Annotated in this window: 13 protein-coding genes; 11 read left to right on the top strand and 2 right to left on the bottom strand. The window is 72.3% G+C overall.

Going from position 1 to position 17,241, the window contains the following annotated elements:
• Positions 1 to 218: 218 nt before the first annotated feature.
• Positions 219 to 3,899 carry a glycosyltransferase gene (locus ACWV17_RS07005; protein ID WP_455358923.1) on the top strand — a complete coding sequence of 1,227 codons (3,681 nt, stop codon included), beginning with the start codon at positions 219 to 221 and terminating at the stop codon, positions 3,897 to 3,899.
• A complete protein-coding gene (locus tag ACWV17_RS07000) occupies positions 3,896 to 5,464 on the top strand; it encodes a DUF5719 family protein (protein ID WP_455358922.1) in 1,569 nt (522 codons plus the stop codon). Before ACWV17_RS07005 ends, ACWV17_RS07000 begins: the two co-directional genes overlap by 4 nt.
• Positions 5,465 to 5,517: 53 nt before the next feature.
• Here the strand turns inward: ACWV17_RS07000 and ACWV17_RS06995 are convergent, their stop codons facing one another.
• Entirely contained in the window at positions 5,518 to 5,967 is a 450-nt protein-coding gene (locus tag ACWV17_RS06995; protein WP_455351501.1) for a metallopeptidase family protein, read from the bottom strand.
• Positions 5,968 to 6,239: 272 nt separating this feature from the next.
• On the opposite strand from ACWV17_RS06995, the gene ACWV17_RS06990 reads away from it, so the two are divergent.
• The 8 genes from ACWV17_RS06990 to ACWV17_RS06955 all read left to right on the top strand — a co-directional run bounded on the left by ACWV17_RS06990 (position 6,240) and on the right by ACWV17_RS06955 (position 14,507).
• Positions 6,240 to 6,680: a DUF3499 domain-containing protein gene (locus tag ACWV17_RS06990; RefSeq protein ID WP_455351502.1), complete on the top strand. Its 441-nt coding sequence runs from the start codon at positions 6,240 to 6,242 to the stop codon at positions 6,678 to 6,680.
• Positions 6,681 to 6,773: 93 nt separating this feature from the next.
• Complete coding sequence (locus ACWV17_RS06985) at positions 6,774 to 8,135, top strand: phosphomannomutase/phosphoglucomutase (protein WP_455358921.1); 1,362 nt, start codon at positions 6,774 to 6,776, stop codon at positions 8,133 to 8,135.
• A 196-nt stretch (positions 8,136 to 8,331) separates the two neighbouring features.
• Positions 8,332 to 8,514 carry a Trm112 family protein gene (locus ACWV17_RS06980; RefSeq protein ID WP_455351462.1) on the top strand — a complete coding sequence of 61 codons (183 nt, stop codon included), beginning with the start codon at positions 8,332 to 8,334 and terminating at the stop codon, positions 8,512 to 8,514.
• Positions 8,515 to 8,586: 72 nt separating this feature from the next.
• The gene (locus tag ACWV17_RS06975; protein WP_455351463.1) at positions 8,587 to 9,723 is read left to right on the top strand and encodes an SIS domain-containing protein; all 1,137 of its coding nucleotides are present in this window, start codon (positions 8,587 to 8,589) and stop codon (positions 9,721 to 9,723) included.
• A gap of 54 nt (positions 9,724 to 9,777) precedes the next feature.
• Entirely contained in the window at positions 9,778 to 10,974 is a 1,197-nt protein-coding gene (manA, locus tag ACWV17_RS06970) for a mannose-6-phosphate isomerase, class I (protein ID WP_455358920.1), read from the top strand.
• A gap of 87 nt (positions 10,975 to 11,061) precedes the next feature.
• Positions 11,062 to 12,018 carry a cation diffusion facilitator family transporter gene (locus ACWV17_RS06965; RefSeq protein WP_455358919.1) on the top strand — a complete coding sequence of 319 codons (957 nt, stop codon included), beginning with the start codon at positions 11,062 to 11,064 and terminating at the stop codon, positions 12,016 to 12,018.
• A 304-nt stretch (positions 12,019 to 12,322) separates the two neighbouring features.
• On the top strand, positions 12,323 to 13,780 hold the full coding sequence (gene ahcY, locus ACWV17_RS06960) for an adenosylhomocysteinase (protein ID WP_455351466.1): 1,458 nt from the start codon (positions 12,323 to 12,325) through the stop codon (positions 13,778 to 13,780).
• A 106-nt stretch (positions 13,781 to 13,886) separates the two neighbouring features.
• Entirely contained in the window at positions 13,887 to 14,507 is a 621-nt protein-coding gene (locus ACWV17_RS06955) for a hypothetical protein (protein WP_455358918.1), read from the top strand.
• A gap of 6 nt (positions 14,508 to 14,513) precedes the next feature.
• Here ACWV17_RS06955 and ACWV17_RS06950 read toward each other — a convergent pair whose 3' ends face one another.
• Positions 14,514 to 15,491, bottom strand: a complete 978-nt coding sequence (locus tag ACWV17_RS06950) for an RDD family protein (RefSeq protein WP_455359071.1) — start codon at positions 15,489 to 15,491, stop codon at positions 14,514 to 14,516.
• Positions 15,492 to 15,570: 79 nt separating this feature from the next.
• Here ACWV17_RS06950 and ACWV17_RS06945 point away from each other — a divergent pair, with 79 nt between their 5' ends.
• A complete protein-coding gene (locus ACWV17_RS06945) occupies positions 15,571 to 16,578 on the top strand; it encodes a stage II sporulation protein M (RefSeq protein ID WP_455359070.1) in 1,008 nt (335 codons plus the stop codon).
• The last annotated feature ends 663 nt before the right edge of the window (positions 16,579 to 17,241 follow it).

Here is a 17,241-nt window from a genome sequence, read left to right as displayed (position 1 = left end):
ATCGCTGTGTGACCAAACAGCACAAGCCGTACGTAACGAACGGTCCGTCCCCTGCACCTTCCCCGCAGGCGGCGGACCGTCGCTGTTGTGGACCGTTAGGGTGGGGCCCCGTCCGAGACGCACCAACGCCCCCCACGGGCGCGGGACGCGAACCGCAGTCACACAGCAGCCTTTCGGGGGCGCGACCCCCGGACCCCGGCCGGAGGGCCCGTACCGCGATGTCCGTGCACAGCCACTCGGCGGCCCCCTACGCGGCCGCAGCCCCAGAGTTTCCGCGGCATGTCGTCACCGCCGTCGTCGTCTCGCACGACGGAGCGCGCTGGCTGCCCGAGGCGCTCGCCGGGCTGCTCGGCCAGGAGCGTCCCGTACAGAACGTCATCGCCGCCGACACCGGCAGCGCCGACGACTCGGCCCGGCTGCTCACCGAAGCGCTGGGCGCCGAGCGCGTCCTGCACCTCGCGCGCCGCAGCGGATTCGGTACGGCCGTCGACGAGGCGGTCCGGACCGCCGGCGTGCTCACGCCCGACGACCTGCCGTACCTGAAGCGGCCCAGCGGCTGGGACCCGGTCAGCCGCAGCTGGCGCGACGACGCCTACGACATGCCCGAACTGCCGCACGGCGAGCCCGTGCAGTGGCTGTGGCTCCTGCACGACGACTGCGCGCCGGAGCCCGACGCCCTCGCCGAGCTGTTGCGCGTCGCCGACGGCAGCCCGTCCACCGCCGTCGTCGGCCCCAAACTCCGCGGCTGGTACGACCGCAAGCAGCTGCTGGAGGTCGGCGTCTCGATCGCCAACAGCGGCCGCCGCTGGACCGGACTCGACCGGCGCGAGCAGGACCAGGGCCAGCACGACAGCGTGCGCCCCGTCCTGTCCGTCTCCACCGCGGGCATGCTCATCCGGCGCGATGTCTGGGAGCAGCTCGGGGGCTTCGACCGGCGGCTGCCGCTGATGCGCGACGACGTCGACCTGTGCTGGCGCGCCCACGCGGCCGGCCACCAGGTCAAGGTCGCCCCCGACGCGGTACTGCGGCACGCGGAGGCGGCCGCCAGGGAACGGCGGCCGATCGACTGCGCCGGCCGCTCGGTGGCCAACCCGCACCGCGTCGACAAGGCGGGCGCCGTCTACACGTTGCTCGTCAACGCGCGCGGCGCGGCGCTCCCCTATGTACTGCTGCGCCTGGTGCTCGGCACCCTGCTGCGCACCCTCGCCTATCTGGTCGGCAAGGTGCCGGGTCAGGCCGTCGACGAGGTCACCGGTCTGATCGGCACCCTGCTGCGGCCCGGCAAGATCCTGGCCGCGCGGCGCAGACGCGGCCGCGGAGCCGTCGAGGCGAGCGAGCTGCGGCCGCTGTTCCCGCCGCCCGGCGCGACCGTCCGGGCCACCGTCGAGCAGGTCGCCGGGAACTTCGGCGGCCGGGCCGACCCCGACTCCGCCTCCGCGGGGCGGCACGGGGCCGTCGAGTCCGGCCCCGGCGGCGACGACGCCGACTACCTGGAGATCGAGCAGTTCGCGCGGCTGAAGCGGATCGCGCGCAAACCGGCCCCCGTCCTGTTCGCCGTACTGCTGCTGGTCTCGCTGGTCGCCTGCCGCGCCCTGCTGGGCGGCGGCGCGCTTGCCGGCGGGGCCTTGCTGCCCGCGCCCGCCGAGCCGTTCGGACTGTGGTCCCGTTACCTCGACGGCTGGCACCCGGTCGGCACCGGCGGCACCCAGGCGGCCCCGCCGTACCTCGCGGTCATCGCCGCGCTGTCCAGCCTGCTGTTCGGCTCCACCGGCCTCGCGCTGACCGTGCTGCTGGTCTGCTCCGTGCCGCTGGCGGGGCTCACCGCCTACTTCGCCTCGCGGCCGCTCGTCGAGTCGCGGCTGCTGCGGGCCTGGGGCAGCGTCGCGTACGCCTTCCTGCCCGCGGCGACCGGCGCGCTCGCGGGCGGCCGGCTCGGTACGGCCGTACTGGCGGTCCTGCTGCCGCTCATCGCACGGGCGGGCATCGCGGCGCACGGGGTGCGCGACGGGAGCGCACGCGGCGCGGAGGGGAGCGCGGAAGGGGGCGCGCGCGGCAGCTGGCGCGCGGTCTGGACGTACACGCTCCTGCTGACGCTCGCCATGGCGTTCACACCGGTCGTGTGGCTCATCGCCCTCGTGCTCGGCATCGCCGGCCTGGCGCTGAAGCGGGACGACATCACGGCGTACGGGCTGCGCTTCCTGGCCACCCTCGCCACCCCCGTGCTCGTCCTCGCACCCTGGTCGCTGTCGCTGCTGACCGGGCCCTCCGCCTTCTTCCGCGAGGCCGGCCTTGCCTTCGGCACCGGCTCCGCCTCCGCCCTCGACCTGCTCGGCACCAGTCCCGGCGGCCCGGGCGCCGCGGGCGGCCTGGTGCTCATCGGTGTCGTACTGGCGGCGCTCGCGGCGCTGCTGCGCGGGGAGCGGCAGTTCGCGATCCGTACGGCCTGGGCCGTGGCGCTCGTCGCGCTGCTGTTCGCCGCCCTCGCCAACCGGACCGGCTGGGCGGGCCCGGCGACCCTCGTGTACGGCATCGCCCTGCTGAGCGCGGCCGTGCTCGGCGCCGAAGGGGCACGGGAGCGGGTCACCGCGCTGAGCTTCGGCTGGCGGCAGCCGGTCGCCGCGCTGATCGCGCTGGCCGCCGCGGCGGGACCGCTGCTGGCCGCAGCCGGCTGGATGCTCGGCGGCGCCGACGGGCCGCTGACACGGCGGGACCCCGTACAGGTGCCGGCGTTCGTCGCGGAGGAGAGCGGCACCCGCGACCAGGCGCGCACGCTGGTGCTCGGCGGCACGTCGCCGGCCGAGGTCTCGTACACGCTGGTCCGCGGGTCCGGCGGCCGGCTCGGTGACGCGGAGCTGGCGGAGGCGGGCGGCAGCAACGCCCGGCTCGACAAGATCGTCTCCAATCTGGTCGCGGGCTCCGGCGCCGACCAGACCAGCCAGCTCAGCGGCTTCGCGGTCCGCTACGTACTGGTACGGGACGGCGCCCCGCGCCAGATGAGCCGCGTGCTCGACGCCACGCCGGGCCTGAGCCGGCTGAGCCAGCTGGACGGCAGCGCGCTCTGGCGCGTCGACCGCCAGGTCGCGCGGGCCGTGATCGTCTCCGGCAAGCCCGGCGACGATCCGCTGCCGGTCGCCTCCCAGCCGGTGGAGGCGCACACCGAGATTCCGGCCGGCCCGGACGGGCGCGTGCTGCGCATCGCGGACGAGGCGGCGCCGGGGTGGCAGGCCACGCTCGACGGCCGGGTGCTGGAGAAGAAGACCGTGGACGGCTGGGCGCAGGGCTTCGAACTGCCCGCGCAGGGCGGCCGGTTGGACCTGACCTACGAGGACTCCGTCGCCCACTCGGCGTGGATCTGGGCCCAAGGCGCGCTCGCGGTCGTGCTGTTGGTGCTGGCCCTGCCGGGGCGGCGCCGGCAGATCGACGACGACCTGCCCGAGGAGCTCGTCGCCGTACCCGCGCAGGCCGTGGAGGGCGAGGGCCGCCGGGCCCGCCGGCTGCGGGCGGCGGCCGAGGCGGAGGCCGCGCCGCCGGCCGGCGGGGACGGGCGGGAGGAGCCGGCCGTGATCCCGGCGCAGGCCCCGGGGTACGAGGACCCGTACGCGGCGGTACCTCAGCAGCAGCAGGGGGAATGGGCCACGCAGTCGTACGAGCCGGACGACGGCTACGGCCAGTACGCAGGCGGCCAGTACGGCAACGAGCAGTACGGCAACGAGCAGTACGGCGAAGGGCAGTACGGCGAAGGGCAGTACGGCGAAGGTCAGTACGGCGAAAGCCAGTACCCGCAACCCGAGTACGACGGCGATGGCGGGCAGTACCCCGCCCAGCCCTACCCGCCCGGCTCGTACGACCCCTACGGCTACGGACAACAGCCGCGCCCCGACGGGAGCAACAACCAGTGAACCGCCCCGCCCTCTCCCTCGTCGCGGCCGCCGCGGCCCTCGCCGCCGTCACCGGCTTCGCCGCGCTCACCGCGCCCGGCGACCCGGACGCCCCGGCCGCCAAGGCGGCCGCGCGGCTGCCGGTCGAGCGTTCCTCGTTGCTGTGCCCCGCGCCCAGCACGTCGGACCTCGCCGAGACGACGTACACGTCCTTCACGCCCGCGGCCGGCGCGGCGGACGGTTCTGCCAAGGCGGGCACCGCGCAACTGGTTCCGTCCGTCAGCTCGTTGGCCGCTCCGGACGCCGACAAGGACAAGGACGAGAAGGACACAGAGAACGACGAGAACGGCGAGAAGGACGACAACGCGACCGGGAAGCCGGCCGCCGACAAGCCCGTCGTCTCCGTCAAGACGCCCGGCAAGCCCGCCGCAGGCACCGCCTCCGGCGCCGAGGCCCCCGCCCTCATCGGCGCCGCCGAGGGCCGGCTCGCCCCCGGCTGGACCGCCCAGCAGACCACCACGGTCACCGTCGGCGGAGCCCGCGGCGTGCTCGGTGCCGGCTGCACCGCCCCCGACACCGACTTCTGGTTCCCCGCCGCGAGCACCGCGAAGGAGCGCCAGGACTACGTCCACCTCACCAACCCCGACGACACCGCCGCTGTCGTCGACATCGAGCTGTACGGCCCCGAGGGCGCCCTCAAGGCCGAGGCCGGCGAAGGCATCCCGGTGCCCGCCAAGTCCTCCGTCCCCGTCCTGCTCTCCACCCTCACCGGCACCGCCTCACCCGATGTGACGGTCCACGTCAGCACCCGCACCGGCCGCGTCGGGGCCTCCGTCCAGGCCATGGACGACACGGCCGGATCCGACTGGCTGCCGGCCGCCGCCGACCCCGCGGCCGGCCTGGTGCTCCCCGGCATCCCGGCGGACGCCACCTCGGCCCGGCTGGTGGCCTTCGCGCCCGGTCAGGACGACGCCGACCTGAAGGTGCGCCTGGCGGGCCCGACCGGGTCGATCACCCCGGCCGGTGCGGAGAACCTGCACGTCAAGTCCGGTATGACCGCGTCGCTGGACCTCAAGGACGTCACCAAGGGCGAAGCCGGCTCCCTCCTGCTGACGCCGGCCGACGGCCGCCGAGCGACCCCGGTCGTGGCGGCCCTGCGCGTCACGCGCGGCACGGGCGACAAGCAGGAAGTCGCGTTCATCCCGGCGGCCGGGCCGGTGGGGGAGCGGGCGACCGTCGCCGACAACCGCGCCAAGGGCTCGGTGCTGTCCCTGGTGGCCCCCGACGCGACCGTGAAGGTGAAGGTGACCGCGTCGGCGGGCACCGAGGCCGGTGCGCAGACGGTCAAGACGTACACGGTCAAGGGCGGCACCACGCTCGCTGTCCAGCCGCCGGTCCCGGCCGGGCTCAAGGGCTCGTACGCCCTGACGGTCGAGACGGAGTCGGGCGGCCCGCTGCACGCGGCGCGCACGCTGGAGCTCCCGGAGGACGGCATCCCGATGTTCACGGTCCAGACGCTGTCGGACGACCGGGGCATGGTCGCGGTGCCGCACGCCGTGCAGGACCTGTCGGTACTGGACGACTGAGCGGGCGCGGGCCGCGAGGACCCGGGCGACCGGCCGGCGGTCCCCGCCCCCGGTCAGTCCTGCCCGTACCGCGGATCGACCGATTCCGGTGCCAGGCCCAGCAGTTCGGCGACCTGCTCGACGACGATCTCGTGCACGAGCATCGCGCGCTCGTCACGGTTTTTGGTACGGATCTCCACCGGCCGGCGGTAGACGACGATCCGCGCGGGCCGGCCCTCGCGGGCGGTGATCAGCCCGCCCAGCGGAACCGCCTCGTCGTTCCACCCGCTGTCCGGACCGCCGGGCGCGGGCACGTCCAGCACCAGGAACTCGACCTCCGCCAGCTGCGGCCAGCGCCGTTCCAGGCGCTCCACCGAATCCTGGACGAGGTCCCCGAACACCTCCGCGCGGCTGGCCGACAGCGGCACCTGCGGCGGGGCGACGGGCCCGCGCATCCCGCGCCCGTGGCGGTCGCGGCGGCGCGGTCGGGGCTCGGTGGGGCCGGGCGGTACGGAGGAGTCCATCACTTACGCAGCGTAGCTCCCCGGCCGACCGGGCCGGCCGGCCTCCGCCGGACGAGATACGGCATGTCGCTCATTGAGCATTCCGGCCAAGCTTTGGTTCGATTCCGGATCTTTCCGTGACCGGCGATCTCGCTTCGATTGAAGGCTTTTGGGCCGAGTGGTGACGGCAATCATCGCCGACAGGGCGGGAGTGCCCTCATTTCCCCGCAGGTCAACCCAGTTGCCCCTGGGGCCCGTGGGGTTGGGATCGCGCCACGACACGGTGGAGTGACCTGAGGGAGAGTCGTCGCGGCCCGCTCAAGAGTGCGGTACCGTCCAACGTCGTGAGCCCTGTACGTCGCTGTTCGCGCACCGCGTGCGGCCGCCCTGCCGTCGCCACACTGACGTACGTCTACGCCGACTCGACCGCAGTCCTCGGCCCGCTCGCCACCTACGCCGAGCCCCACTGCTACGACCTGTGCGCCGAGCACTCCGAGCGCCTGACCGCTCCGCGCGGCTGGGAGGTCGTCCGGCTCTCCGACGGCTCCGCCCCCTCGCGCCCCAGCGGCGACGATCTCGAAGCGCTCGCCAACGCCGTACGGGAAGCCGCCCGGCCGCACGACCGCGCGGCGGAGGCCGGCGGCCACGGCGCGCGTGGTTCCGACCACTCGGCCGGCTACGGCGGGGAGACCCGCCGCGGCCATCTGCGCGTACTGCGTTCGCCCGAATCCTGACCGGCCAATCCCGATCGGCCTTCCACCGCACAGCTGACGTTCAGTTCTTGCGGGTAGGTTGAGCTGACCCCAGGGGAACTCAGGAGGATGGCCGTGGCTGTTGATCTGTCGCAGATCGTGAAGGCGTACGACGTGCGCGGAGTGGTCCCGGACCAGTGGGACGAGCCACTGGCCGAACTCTTCGGCGCCGCCTTCGTACAGGTCACCGGCGCCGAAGCGATCGTGACCGGGCATGACATGCGGCCCTCGTCACCCGGGCTGTCGCGGGCGTTCGCGCGGGGCGCTGCGGCGCGTGGTGTCGATGTGACCGAGATCGGCCTGTGCTCGACCGACCAGTTGTACTTCGCCTCCGGGCAACTGGGCCTGCCCGGCGCCATGTTCACCGCCTCGCACAACCCGGCCCAGTACAACGGCATCAAGATGTGCCGCGCGGGCGCCGCCCCGGTGGGCCAGGACACCGGCCTCTCCGAGATCCGGGCGCTGGTCGAGGAGTGGTCGGCCACCGGTGCGCCGGCGCCGGCCTCGCGGACCGGCACCCTCGCTCAGCAGGACACCCTGAGCGACTACGCCGCCCATCTGCGCTCCCTCGTGGACCTGACCTCGATCCGCCCGCTGAAGGTCGTGGTGGACGCGGGCAACGGCATGGGCGGCCACACCGTGCCCACCGTCTTCGAGGGCCTGCCCCTCGACCTGGTCCCGATGTACTTCGAGCTGGACGGAACTTTCCCCAACCACGAGGCCAACCCCCTCGACCCGAAGAACATCACCGACCTCCAGGCGCGGGTCCTCGCCGAAAGCGCGGACATCGGCCTGGCCTTCGACGGGGACGCCGACCGCTGCTTCGTCGTGGACGAGCGGGGCGAGGGCATCTCGCCGTCCGCGATTACCGCGCTGGTCGCGGCCCGGGAGCTGGCCAAGCACGGCGGCGGCACGGTGATCCACAACCTGATCACGTCGTGGTCGGTGCCCGAGGTCGTCCGCGAGCACGGCGGCACCCCGGTCCGCACCCGGGTGGGGCACTCCTTCATCAAGGAGGAGATGGCCCGCACCGGCGCGATCTTCGGCGGCGAGCACTCGGCGCACTACTACTTCAAGGACTTCTGGAACGCCGACACGGGCATGCTCGCCGCGCTGCACGTACTGGCGGCCCTCGGCGGCCAGCAGGGCACGCTGTCCGAGCTGGTGGCCCAGTACGACCGCTACCGCGGCTCCGGCGAGATCAACTCGACCGTGGCCGACCAGGCGGGCCGCACGGCCGCGGTGAAGGCCGCGTACGCGGACCGGGAGGACGTCACCATCGACGAACTCGACGGCCTGACGGTGACCACCGGGGACTGGTGGTTCAACCTCCGCGCCTCCAACACGGAACCGCTGCTGCGCCTGAACGTGGAGGCGAGGGACGAGGCGACGACCGCCAGGATCCGGGACGAGGTCCTGTCCCTGATCCGGGCCTGACCCAGGTCCTGATCCGTTGCCGGACGGGCCGGGGCCGGGGCGGCGCAGGTGGCCGCCCCGCCCCGGCCCCCGCCGGGGGAGCGGCGGCATGTGCCGGGCCGCGCGGGCGAGCGGGTGGCGTGTGCCGGGCCGCGCGGGCGCCTGCCCGGCGGTAGGCTGACGTGGCCCCAACCGCATGCTCGAAGGGACCCGCCCCATGCCGCTCGAAGCCGGCCTTCTGGAGATCCTCGCCTGCCCCGCCTGCCACGCGCCGCTCAGCGACCGGTCGGCCTCCGACAGCCCCGAGCTGATCTGCACCGGCAAGGACTGCGGCCTGGCCTACCCCGTCCGCGACGGCATCCCCGTGCTCCTCGTCGACGAGGCCCGCCGCCCCGCGTAGACCCGTACGGAGCAGCAGCACCGGTACGACCCCGCACGACGGAGAAAAACGGCGATCGGAGGCTCCACCACCATGCTCGACGAGTCGCTGCTCGATGCCCCCGAGGCCCTGGCCCGCGCCGACCGCCGCGGTCTGCTGCGCGGGGCCGCGGAGGCCGGGGCACGGGTACGCACCGCCGCCCGGCACGCCACCGAGGCCGGCCTCGGCAACATCACGCCGGACGGACGGCCCCGAGCGGTGCTGATCGCCGGACCCGGGACCGCGGCCAACGGTGTCGCCGACCTGATCGCCGCGCTGGCCGGCGCCTCCTGCCCGGTCAGCCGCCTGCACCCCACCGGAGTCGCGGCCGCCGCCGGCGCCCTGCGCTGGGCGCTGCCCGGCTGGGCGGGCTCGGTGGACCTGCTGCTCATCGCCACGACGGACGGTTCGGAGCCGGGCCTCGCCGTGCTCGCCGAGCAGGCGTACCGGCGCGGCTGCACCGTCGTCGCCGTCGCCCCGCAGCGCTCACCGCTGAGCGAGGCCGTGGGCGGCGTACACGGCCTGGTCGTACCGATGGCGACCGCGCCGTTCGAGGAGTACGACGAGACCGCCGCGTCCGCCGGCCCCGGCGCGCTCTGGGCCCTGCTCACCCCCCTGCTGCTGCTCCTGGACCGCGTGGGCCTGCTCACCGCACCCCCCGAGGCCCTCCAGCGGGTCGCCGACCGTCTCGACCGCACCGCCGAGCGCTGCGGCCCGGCCATCGCCACGTACGGGAACCCGGCCAAGACCCTCGCCGCCGAGCTGGCCGACTCGCTGCCGCTCATCTGGACGGAGGGCGCGGGCGCGGGCCCCGCCGGACGCCGGTTCGCCGCCGTACTCGCCGAACTCGCCGGGCGGCCCGCGCTCGCTGCCGAACTGCCCCAGGCCCTGCCCGCGCACGGGGTACTGCTCGCGGGCCCGTACGCCGCCGGCGCCGACCCCGACGACTTCTTCCGCGACCGGGTGGAGGAGTCGCAGGCGCTGCATGCCCGCGTCGTCCTGCTCCGCGACCGGCCGACGAGCGGACTCACCGCCGCCCCGGCCGCCCGCGAGCTCGCCCTGAGCCATGACACCTCCATCAGCGAGCTCGAACCGGAGGAGGGCAGCGAACTCGAAACCCTCGCCGAACTCCTCGCCGTCACGGATTTCGCTGCTGTCTACCTGTCGCTCGCCTCTGCGGGGCACGCTTGACCCAGGGGTCGACGTATCCCGCACGAAGCCAGCACGCAGCCAGGAAGAGACGCAATGGACCGCCTCTCCAACACCGTCCGCCCCTACGCCTGGGGCTCGACGACCGCCATCCCGGAACTCCTCGGCGTCGAACCGACCGGCGAGCCCCAGGCCGAGCTGTGGATGGGCGCCCATCCCGGTGCGCCGTCCCGGGTCGACCGGGGGGCGGGCGGGACCACGCTGTCCGCCCTCATCGACGCCGACCCCGAGGGCGAGCTGGGCACGGCGGCGGTGGCGAAGTTCGGGCCGCGGCTGCCCTTCCTGTTCAAGATCCTCGCGGCCGGCGCGCCCCTCTCCCTCCAGGTGCACCCGGACCTCGCGCAGGCCCGGGAGGGATACGCGGACGAGGAGCGGCGCGGCATCCCGCTCGACGCGCCGCACCGCAACTACAAGGACCCCAACCACAAGCCCGAACTGCTCTGCGCGCTCACCCCGTTCGACGGACTGTGCGGTTTCCGGCCGCCGGCCGAGGCCGCCGGACTCCTCTCCGGCCTCGACGTCGACTCCCTCAAGCCGTACGCGGACCTGCTGCGCGCGCACCCCGAGGAGGCCGCCCTCCGCGAGGTCCTGACCGCCGTACTGGGCGCGGATCCCGAGGAGATGGCGCACACCGTCGCCGAGGCCACGGCCGCCGCCGAACGCCTCGGCGGCCCGTACAAGCCGTACGCCTCCCTCGCGCACCACCACCCTGGCGACCCGGGCGTCATCGCCGCCATGCTGCTGAACCACATCCAACTCCAGCCCGGCGAAGCGCTGTTCCTCGGCTCCGGCATCCCGCACGCGTACCTGAGCGGTCTCGGCGTCGAGATCATGGCCAACTCGGACAACGTGCTGCGCTGCGGCCTGACACCCAAGCACGTCGACATCCCCGAGCTGCTGCGCGTCGTGCGCTTCGAGCCGGCCGAGCCGGGCATCCTGCGCCCCGAGGCCACACCGGACGGCGAGGAGCTCTACGAGACGCCCGTCGACGAGTTCCGGCTGTCCCGTCACGTACTGGCCGAAGGCGCCGCACCGCGCCAACTCCCCGGCGCCACCCCGCAGATCCTGCTCTGCACGGCCGGCGCGCCCCTGGCCGGCACGGTGTCGTCCCGGGGGAGGACCCCCGGACCCCCCGTCACCCTGACCCCGGGCCAGTCGGTGTTCGTCCCAGCGGGCGAGTCCGTCACCCTGTCCGGCGCGGGCACGGTCTTCCGGGCGACTGTGGTGGCCTGACGCGGGGTCCGCGCCGGCTCCTGCAACAATGTGCCGCCGTAGCGCGGCGCCAGGGCCGCAGCACCAAGGAAGGGACACCCTGCACCCATGAGCGCGTCAGGTGGAACCAAGGCGATCGTGGCGGCGCTCGTCGCCAATCTCGCCATCGCTGTAGCCAAGTTCGTGGCATTCCTCTTCAGCGGATCGTCGTCGATGCTCGCCGAGAGCGTGCACTCGGTCGCCGACTCCGGCAACCAGGGGCTGCTGCTGCTCGGCGGAAAGAAGGCCAAGCGCGAGGCGACACCGCAGCACCCCTTCGGCTACGGGCGCGAGCGCTACATCTACGCCTTCCTCGTCTCCATCGTGCTCTTCTCGGTCGGCGGCATGTTCGCGATCTACGAGGGCTACGAGAAGATCAAGCACCCGCACGAGATCGAGGCCTGGTACTGGCCGGTCGGAGTCCTCGTCTTCGCGATCATCGCGGAGTGCTTCTCCTTCCGTACGGCGATCAAGGAGTCGAACGAGGTCCGGGGCACGCTGTCCTGGACGCAGTTCGTCCGCCGCGCCAAGGCCCCCGAGCTGCCGGTCGTCCTCCTCGAAGACCTCGGCGCACTGGTGGGTCTGATCCTCGCGCTCGCCGGCGTCAGCCTCGCCCTGGTCACGGGCGACGGCGTCTGGGACGGCATCGGCACCCTCTGCATCGGTGTGCTGCTCATCGTGATCGCGATCGTGCTCGCGGCCGAGACCAAGTCGCTGCTGCTCGGTGAGGCGGCGGGCACCGAGGACGTCGAGAAGATCCAGACGGCCCTGGTGGACGGCACCTCGGTCACGCGCATCATCCACATGCGCACGCTCCACCTCGGCCCCGAGGAACTGCTGGTCGCGGCGAAGATCGCCGTGCGCAGCGACGAGACGGCGGCGGAGGTCGCCCGCGCGATCAACGCGGCGGAGGAGCGCATCCGGGCCGCCGTCCCGATCGCCCGCGTCATCTACCTGGAGCCGGACATCTACGACGAGAAGGTGGCGGCGGCCGGCCGCTCCTCGGCCCCCGACGCCGCGCACTGACCCGTACGCGCGTACGCATCTCCGTACAACGAAGGCCCCCAGCCGCTCGGCCGGGGGCCTTCGTCGAAGAAGACGGGCCAATTCCCGGGCGGCCTGGGGCCCGCTCTGCCGATCGGTGTAGATTCGTCACCAGTGTCAGACGTCGCTGCTGATGGCGGTCGGGCGGTCCGCAGCGCGGGCCGGCCGAGGGAGAGAGGGCCTCCGACGGACTGCGCCGCGAGTCGTCCCGGGCATTCGTGTGCCCGAGTGTCGCCCGCAGAGCCAGCCGTACCCACCCTCGACCCACCCACGAGGAGCAGCTCGCATGTCGACTGTCGCCACCGGCCAGGACTTCAAGGTCGCCGACCTTTCCCTCGCCGCCTTCGGCCGCAAGGAGATCACTCTCGCCGAGCACGAGATGCCCGGCCTGATGTCGATCCGTAAGGAATACGCGGCCACGCAGCCGCTGGCCGGCGCCCGGATCACCGGCTCGCTGCACATGACCGTGCAGACCGCCGTCCTGATCGAGACCCTGGTCGCTCTCGGCGCGGAGGTCCGCTGGGCCTCCTGCAACATCTTCTCCACCCAGGACCACGCGGCCGCCGCCATCGCCGTCGGCCCGAACGGCACGCCGGACAACCCCCAGGGTGTTCCCGTCTTCGCCTGGAAGGGCGAGACGCTGGAGGAGTACTGGTGGTGCACGGAGCAGGCGCTGACCTGGCCCAACGCGTCCACCGGCGGCCCGAACATGATCCTGGACGACGGCGGTGACGCCACCCTCCTGGTCCACAAGGGCGTCGAGTTCGAGAAGGCCGGTGCCGCCCCGGACCCGTCCACCGCGGACAGCGAGGAGTACGGCCACATCCTGCGCCTGCTGAACCGCACGCTCACCGAGTCCCCGCAGAAGTGGACGCAGTTGTCGTCCGAGATCCGCGGCGTCACGGAGGAGACCACCACCGGTGTCCACCGCCTGTACGAAATGCAGCGGGACGGCGTCCTCCTCTTCCCCGCGATCAACGTGAACGACGCGGTGACCAAGTCGAAGTTCGACAACAAGTACGGCTGCCGCCACTCGCTGATCGACGGCATCAACCGCGCCACGGACGTACTGATCGGCGGCAAGGTCGCGGTCGTCTTCGGCTACGGCGACGTCGGCAAGGGCTGCGCGGAGTCACTGCGCGGCCAGGGCGCCCGCGTGATCATCACCGAGATCGACCCGATCTGCGCCCTGCAGGCGGCGATGGACGGCTACCAGGTGGCCACCCTCGACGACGTGGTCGAGAGCGCGGACATCTTCATCACCACCACGGGCAACAAGGACATCATCATGGCCGCGGACATGGCCAAGATGAAGCACCAGGCGATCGTCGGGAACATCGGCCACTTCGACAACGAGATCGACATGGCCGGCCTGGCCCAGGTCCCGGGCATCGTCAAGGACGAGGTCAAGCCGCAGGTCCACACCTGGACCTTCCCCGACGGCAAGGTGCTCATCGTGCTGTCCGAGGGCCGCCTGCTCAACCTGGGCAACGCCACCGGTCACCCCTCGTTCGTGATGTCCAACTCCTTCGCGGACCAGACGCTGGCCCAGATCGAGCTGTTCACCAAGCCCGAGGAGTACCCGACCGACGTCTACGTGCTCCCCAAGCACCTGGACGAGAAGGTCGCCCGGCTCCACCTCGACGCGCTGGGCGTCAAGCTCACCACGCTCCGCCCGGAGCAGGCCGCGTACATCGGCGTCGAGGTCGAAGGCCCGTACAAGCCGGACCACTACCGCTACTGACGGTCGCCGGTCACCGCTGACACGCTGAAACCAGGTAAAGGCAGGCCCCCGCACCCCCGTGCCGGGGGCCTGCCCCGTTTCCGGATCGTGAAGGACCCACAGCACGATGCCCCGCGGTCGCTATTCGCTCCATGACCCGCACGATCACACCCCCCTCGGTGAAGAGCACTTCCACTGCGCCCCCGGCCCGTCCGGCTGGCGTTACGTCGCCCAGACCACCACCCCCTCCGGTGATCACGCGGGTTCCATCGATCTGGCCATCGACGAACTCGGCCGTCCCATCCGTCTCGAACTGCATGCCGCGAGCTGGCAGGTGCGCGGCGCCGCCCTGGACGGCGTCACCTGGGTACGCACCGACCCGACCGGCGCCCATGCCACCGAAGGCAACGCCCCCGCCCATGCCTTCACCGGTACCTCCCCCGCGTTCCTCGTCGCGACCTCGCGTCTGTTGCGCCTCACCCCCGCTTCCCCCGCGACCCGAGTCCGTCTCGTGGCCTTCACTGATCCGGTCCTGGCGCCGCGGACGGTGGATCAGTCGTGGGCGTTGATGAGGAGTGAACCGCATGGCACTGACAGTGGGGTGCTGATGGTGGACGAATACCAGGTCAACGCCCTGGACACCGGGGAGCAGAGCATGATCCACATTGCGGGGGACGTGGTCCTGTCCGCGCCCGGGATCGAGCTCGAAGACCTAGAAAGCCCGCCGTCGGCCTTCCCCGCCGGGTGAGCTGAGTTACGCGGGCGGCGCGAATCCGGTGGCCGGCGGTCCGGCGGGGCCGGCAGCCGGAACCGGAGCAGGATCCGGAGCCGCACCATGTGCCGGCGCCGGCACATGGGCAGGAGCCGGCACATGGGCAGGAGCCGCACCCGCATGGCCCGCAGGGCTCACGAGGCTCCCGGGACTCATGCGTACGGGACGACCACCCGGCGCCCCGAACGCCCGCCGCGCGTCCCGCGCCTGCCGCTCGTTCACCACCGCGGCCAGGTACGCCGCCGGCGGCACCCCCTCCGGAGCCGGCGCCCCCGTGGCGGCCGCAAGATCTCCGGCCAGCCGTTCTGCCATCGACCAGCTCACCTGTGCGTCGAGCTGACCCATCCGCGTCAGGTACTGACGTATCGCAAGCCAGAGCCCCTCCGGCACGCCGGAAAGGTCCAGCGCCGAGAACCGCCCCACGAGCCACGGCGGCGGAGGCGGTACCGTCGCCGACCGCGCGGCCGGCACCCGTTCCCGTACCACCAGAGTCCCCGCGAACACGTCGCCGATCCGCCGCCCCCGCGCCGACACCAGGGAGGCGATACAGGCGATCACGCCGAACGTCAGCAGAATCTCGACGAAGCCGATCGCCCCACGCACCAGAGCGTGCCGGAACCGGATCGGTCCCCCGTCGTCCCGGACCACCCGCAGTCCGCAGGCCAGCTTCCCCAGCGACCGCCCGTGCGTGAGCGTCTCGACGGCGATCGGCGCGCCGACCAGCACCAGCAGGAAGCTCGCGATCGACACCGCCATTGCCGCCGCCTCGTCCAACGACGCGGTCGCAGCCAGCAGCCCGACCGACACGATCAGGTAGACCGCCCACACGAGCGCGAGGTCGATCACGAGCGCCAGCGCCCGGCTCGGCAACTTCGCCGGCCGCAGCCCCAGAACGACCGCGTCCCCCGTTACCAGCTCATTCACCGAAGCCCACCCTTCCCTGCCCTGCCCCTGGAACATCCAGTCTGCCAAGCTGACCGGAATCGTGCCTCAGTACGGTTGGTACGTCACCAGCACCCTGGAGCGGAGCAGCAGCCGGATGGATCTCGACGTCTTCGTGACCGCCCACCGCGCGGAGTGGGACCGCCTGGACCATCTCCTGCGCCGGGGCCGCCGGCTCACCGGAGCCGAGGCCGACGAACTCGTCGCCCTCTACCAGCGCACGGCGACCCACCTCTCCCTGATCCAGTCCAGCGCCCCCGACCCCATGCTCACGGGCCGCCTCACCCAGCTCGTCGCGCGAGCCCGCTCCACCGTCACCGGCACCCGCCGCTCGACCTGGCGCGACGCCGCCCACTTCTTCACCCACGGCTTCCCGGCCGCGGTCTACCGCAGCCGGCACTGGTGGGTGCCCACCGCCCTCCTCTCCACGGCGGTCGCCGCCCTGATCGGCTGGTGGATCGCCACCCACCCGGAAGTCCAGGGCGCCATCGCGGCCCCGGCCGAACTGCGCGAGCTCACCCGCCCCGGCGGCCAGTACGAGACGTACTACTCGAGCCACCCGGCCGCCTCCTTCGCGGCCCAGGTCTGGACGAACAACGCCCAGGCCGCCGCCATGTGCCTCGTCTTCGGCGCCTTCCTCTGCCTGCCGGTGATCTGGATCCTCTTCCAGAACATGCTCAACCTCGGCATCGGCATCGGCCTGATGTCGTCCGCCGGCCGCCTCGACACCTTCCTCGGCCTGGTCCTCCCGCACGGCCTGCTGGAACTGACGGCCGTCTTCGTCGCGGCGGGTACGGGTCTGCGCCTCGGCTGGACGGTCATCGACCCGGGCCCGCGCTCGCGCCGCGTAGCCCTGGCGGAGCAGGGCCGAGCGGCCATCGGTATGGCGATCGGGCTGGCCCTGGTTCTGTTCGTGTCGGGTGTGATCGAAGGCTTCGTCACCCCGTCGGGCCTGCCCACCTGGGGGCGCATCGCCATCGGCGTCGTCGCTGAACTGGCGTTCCTTGCGTACGTGTACGTGGTCGGCGGCAGGGCGGCGCGAGCCGGCGAGACGGGCGACGTGGAGGCCCCGGACCGCAGCGCGGTGCTGCCCACGGCGGCCTGATGTGCGTCGAGCGCATCTGAGCTGTTAGTCTCCTCCTCGCCTCGCAAGACCTGTTGACACGGGTGGTGCGTGGAGGTAGATTTGAACGGTTGCCTCGGATGGACACATTCGACCGCGACGGTGCTAGAATCTATGACGCCTCCCCCTCGGAAACGAATTTCCCGGGGAGCGCTCCGACTTCTTATCCGGATCTCGAAGCCGATTAGCTCGGCTGAAATGCATCTGATAATGTCGGAACCGCCGGAAAGGGAAACGCGAAAGCGGATATCTGGAAGGCGAGCGGAATCCCACTTCGACTGGGAATCGGACGCGAAAGAGTCTGATAGAGTCGGAAACGCAAGACCGAAGGGAAGCGCCCGGAGGAAAGCCCCAGAGAATGTTCTGCGGGTGAGTACAAAGGAAGCGTCCGTTCCTTGAGAACTCAACAGCGTGCCAAAAGTCAACGCCAGATATGTTGATACCCCGTCCACCTCGGTGGATGAGGTTCCTTTGAAAGTCCTTCCGCTTGCGGAAGGCAACCACACAGCGAGGACGCTGTGGACAGTCGGTCCTATTCCGACCGACTGTTCCGCTCAACGCGAGTGGACACCCGATTACGGGTAAACATTCACGGAGAGTTTGATCCTGGCTCAGGACGAACGCTGGCGGCGTGCTTAACACATG

Source organism: Streptomyces mabaensis, assembly GCF_053763515.1.
Note: the sequence above shows the minus strand (reverse complement) of the source record. Positions and strands in the feature narration are given on the sequence as shown.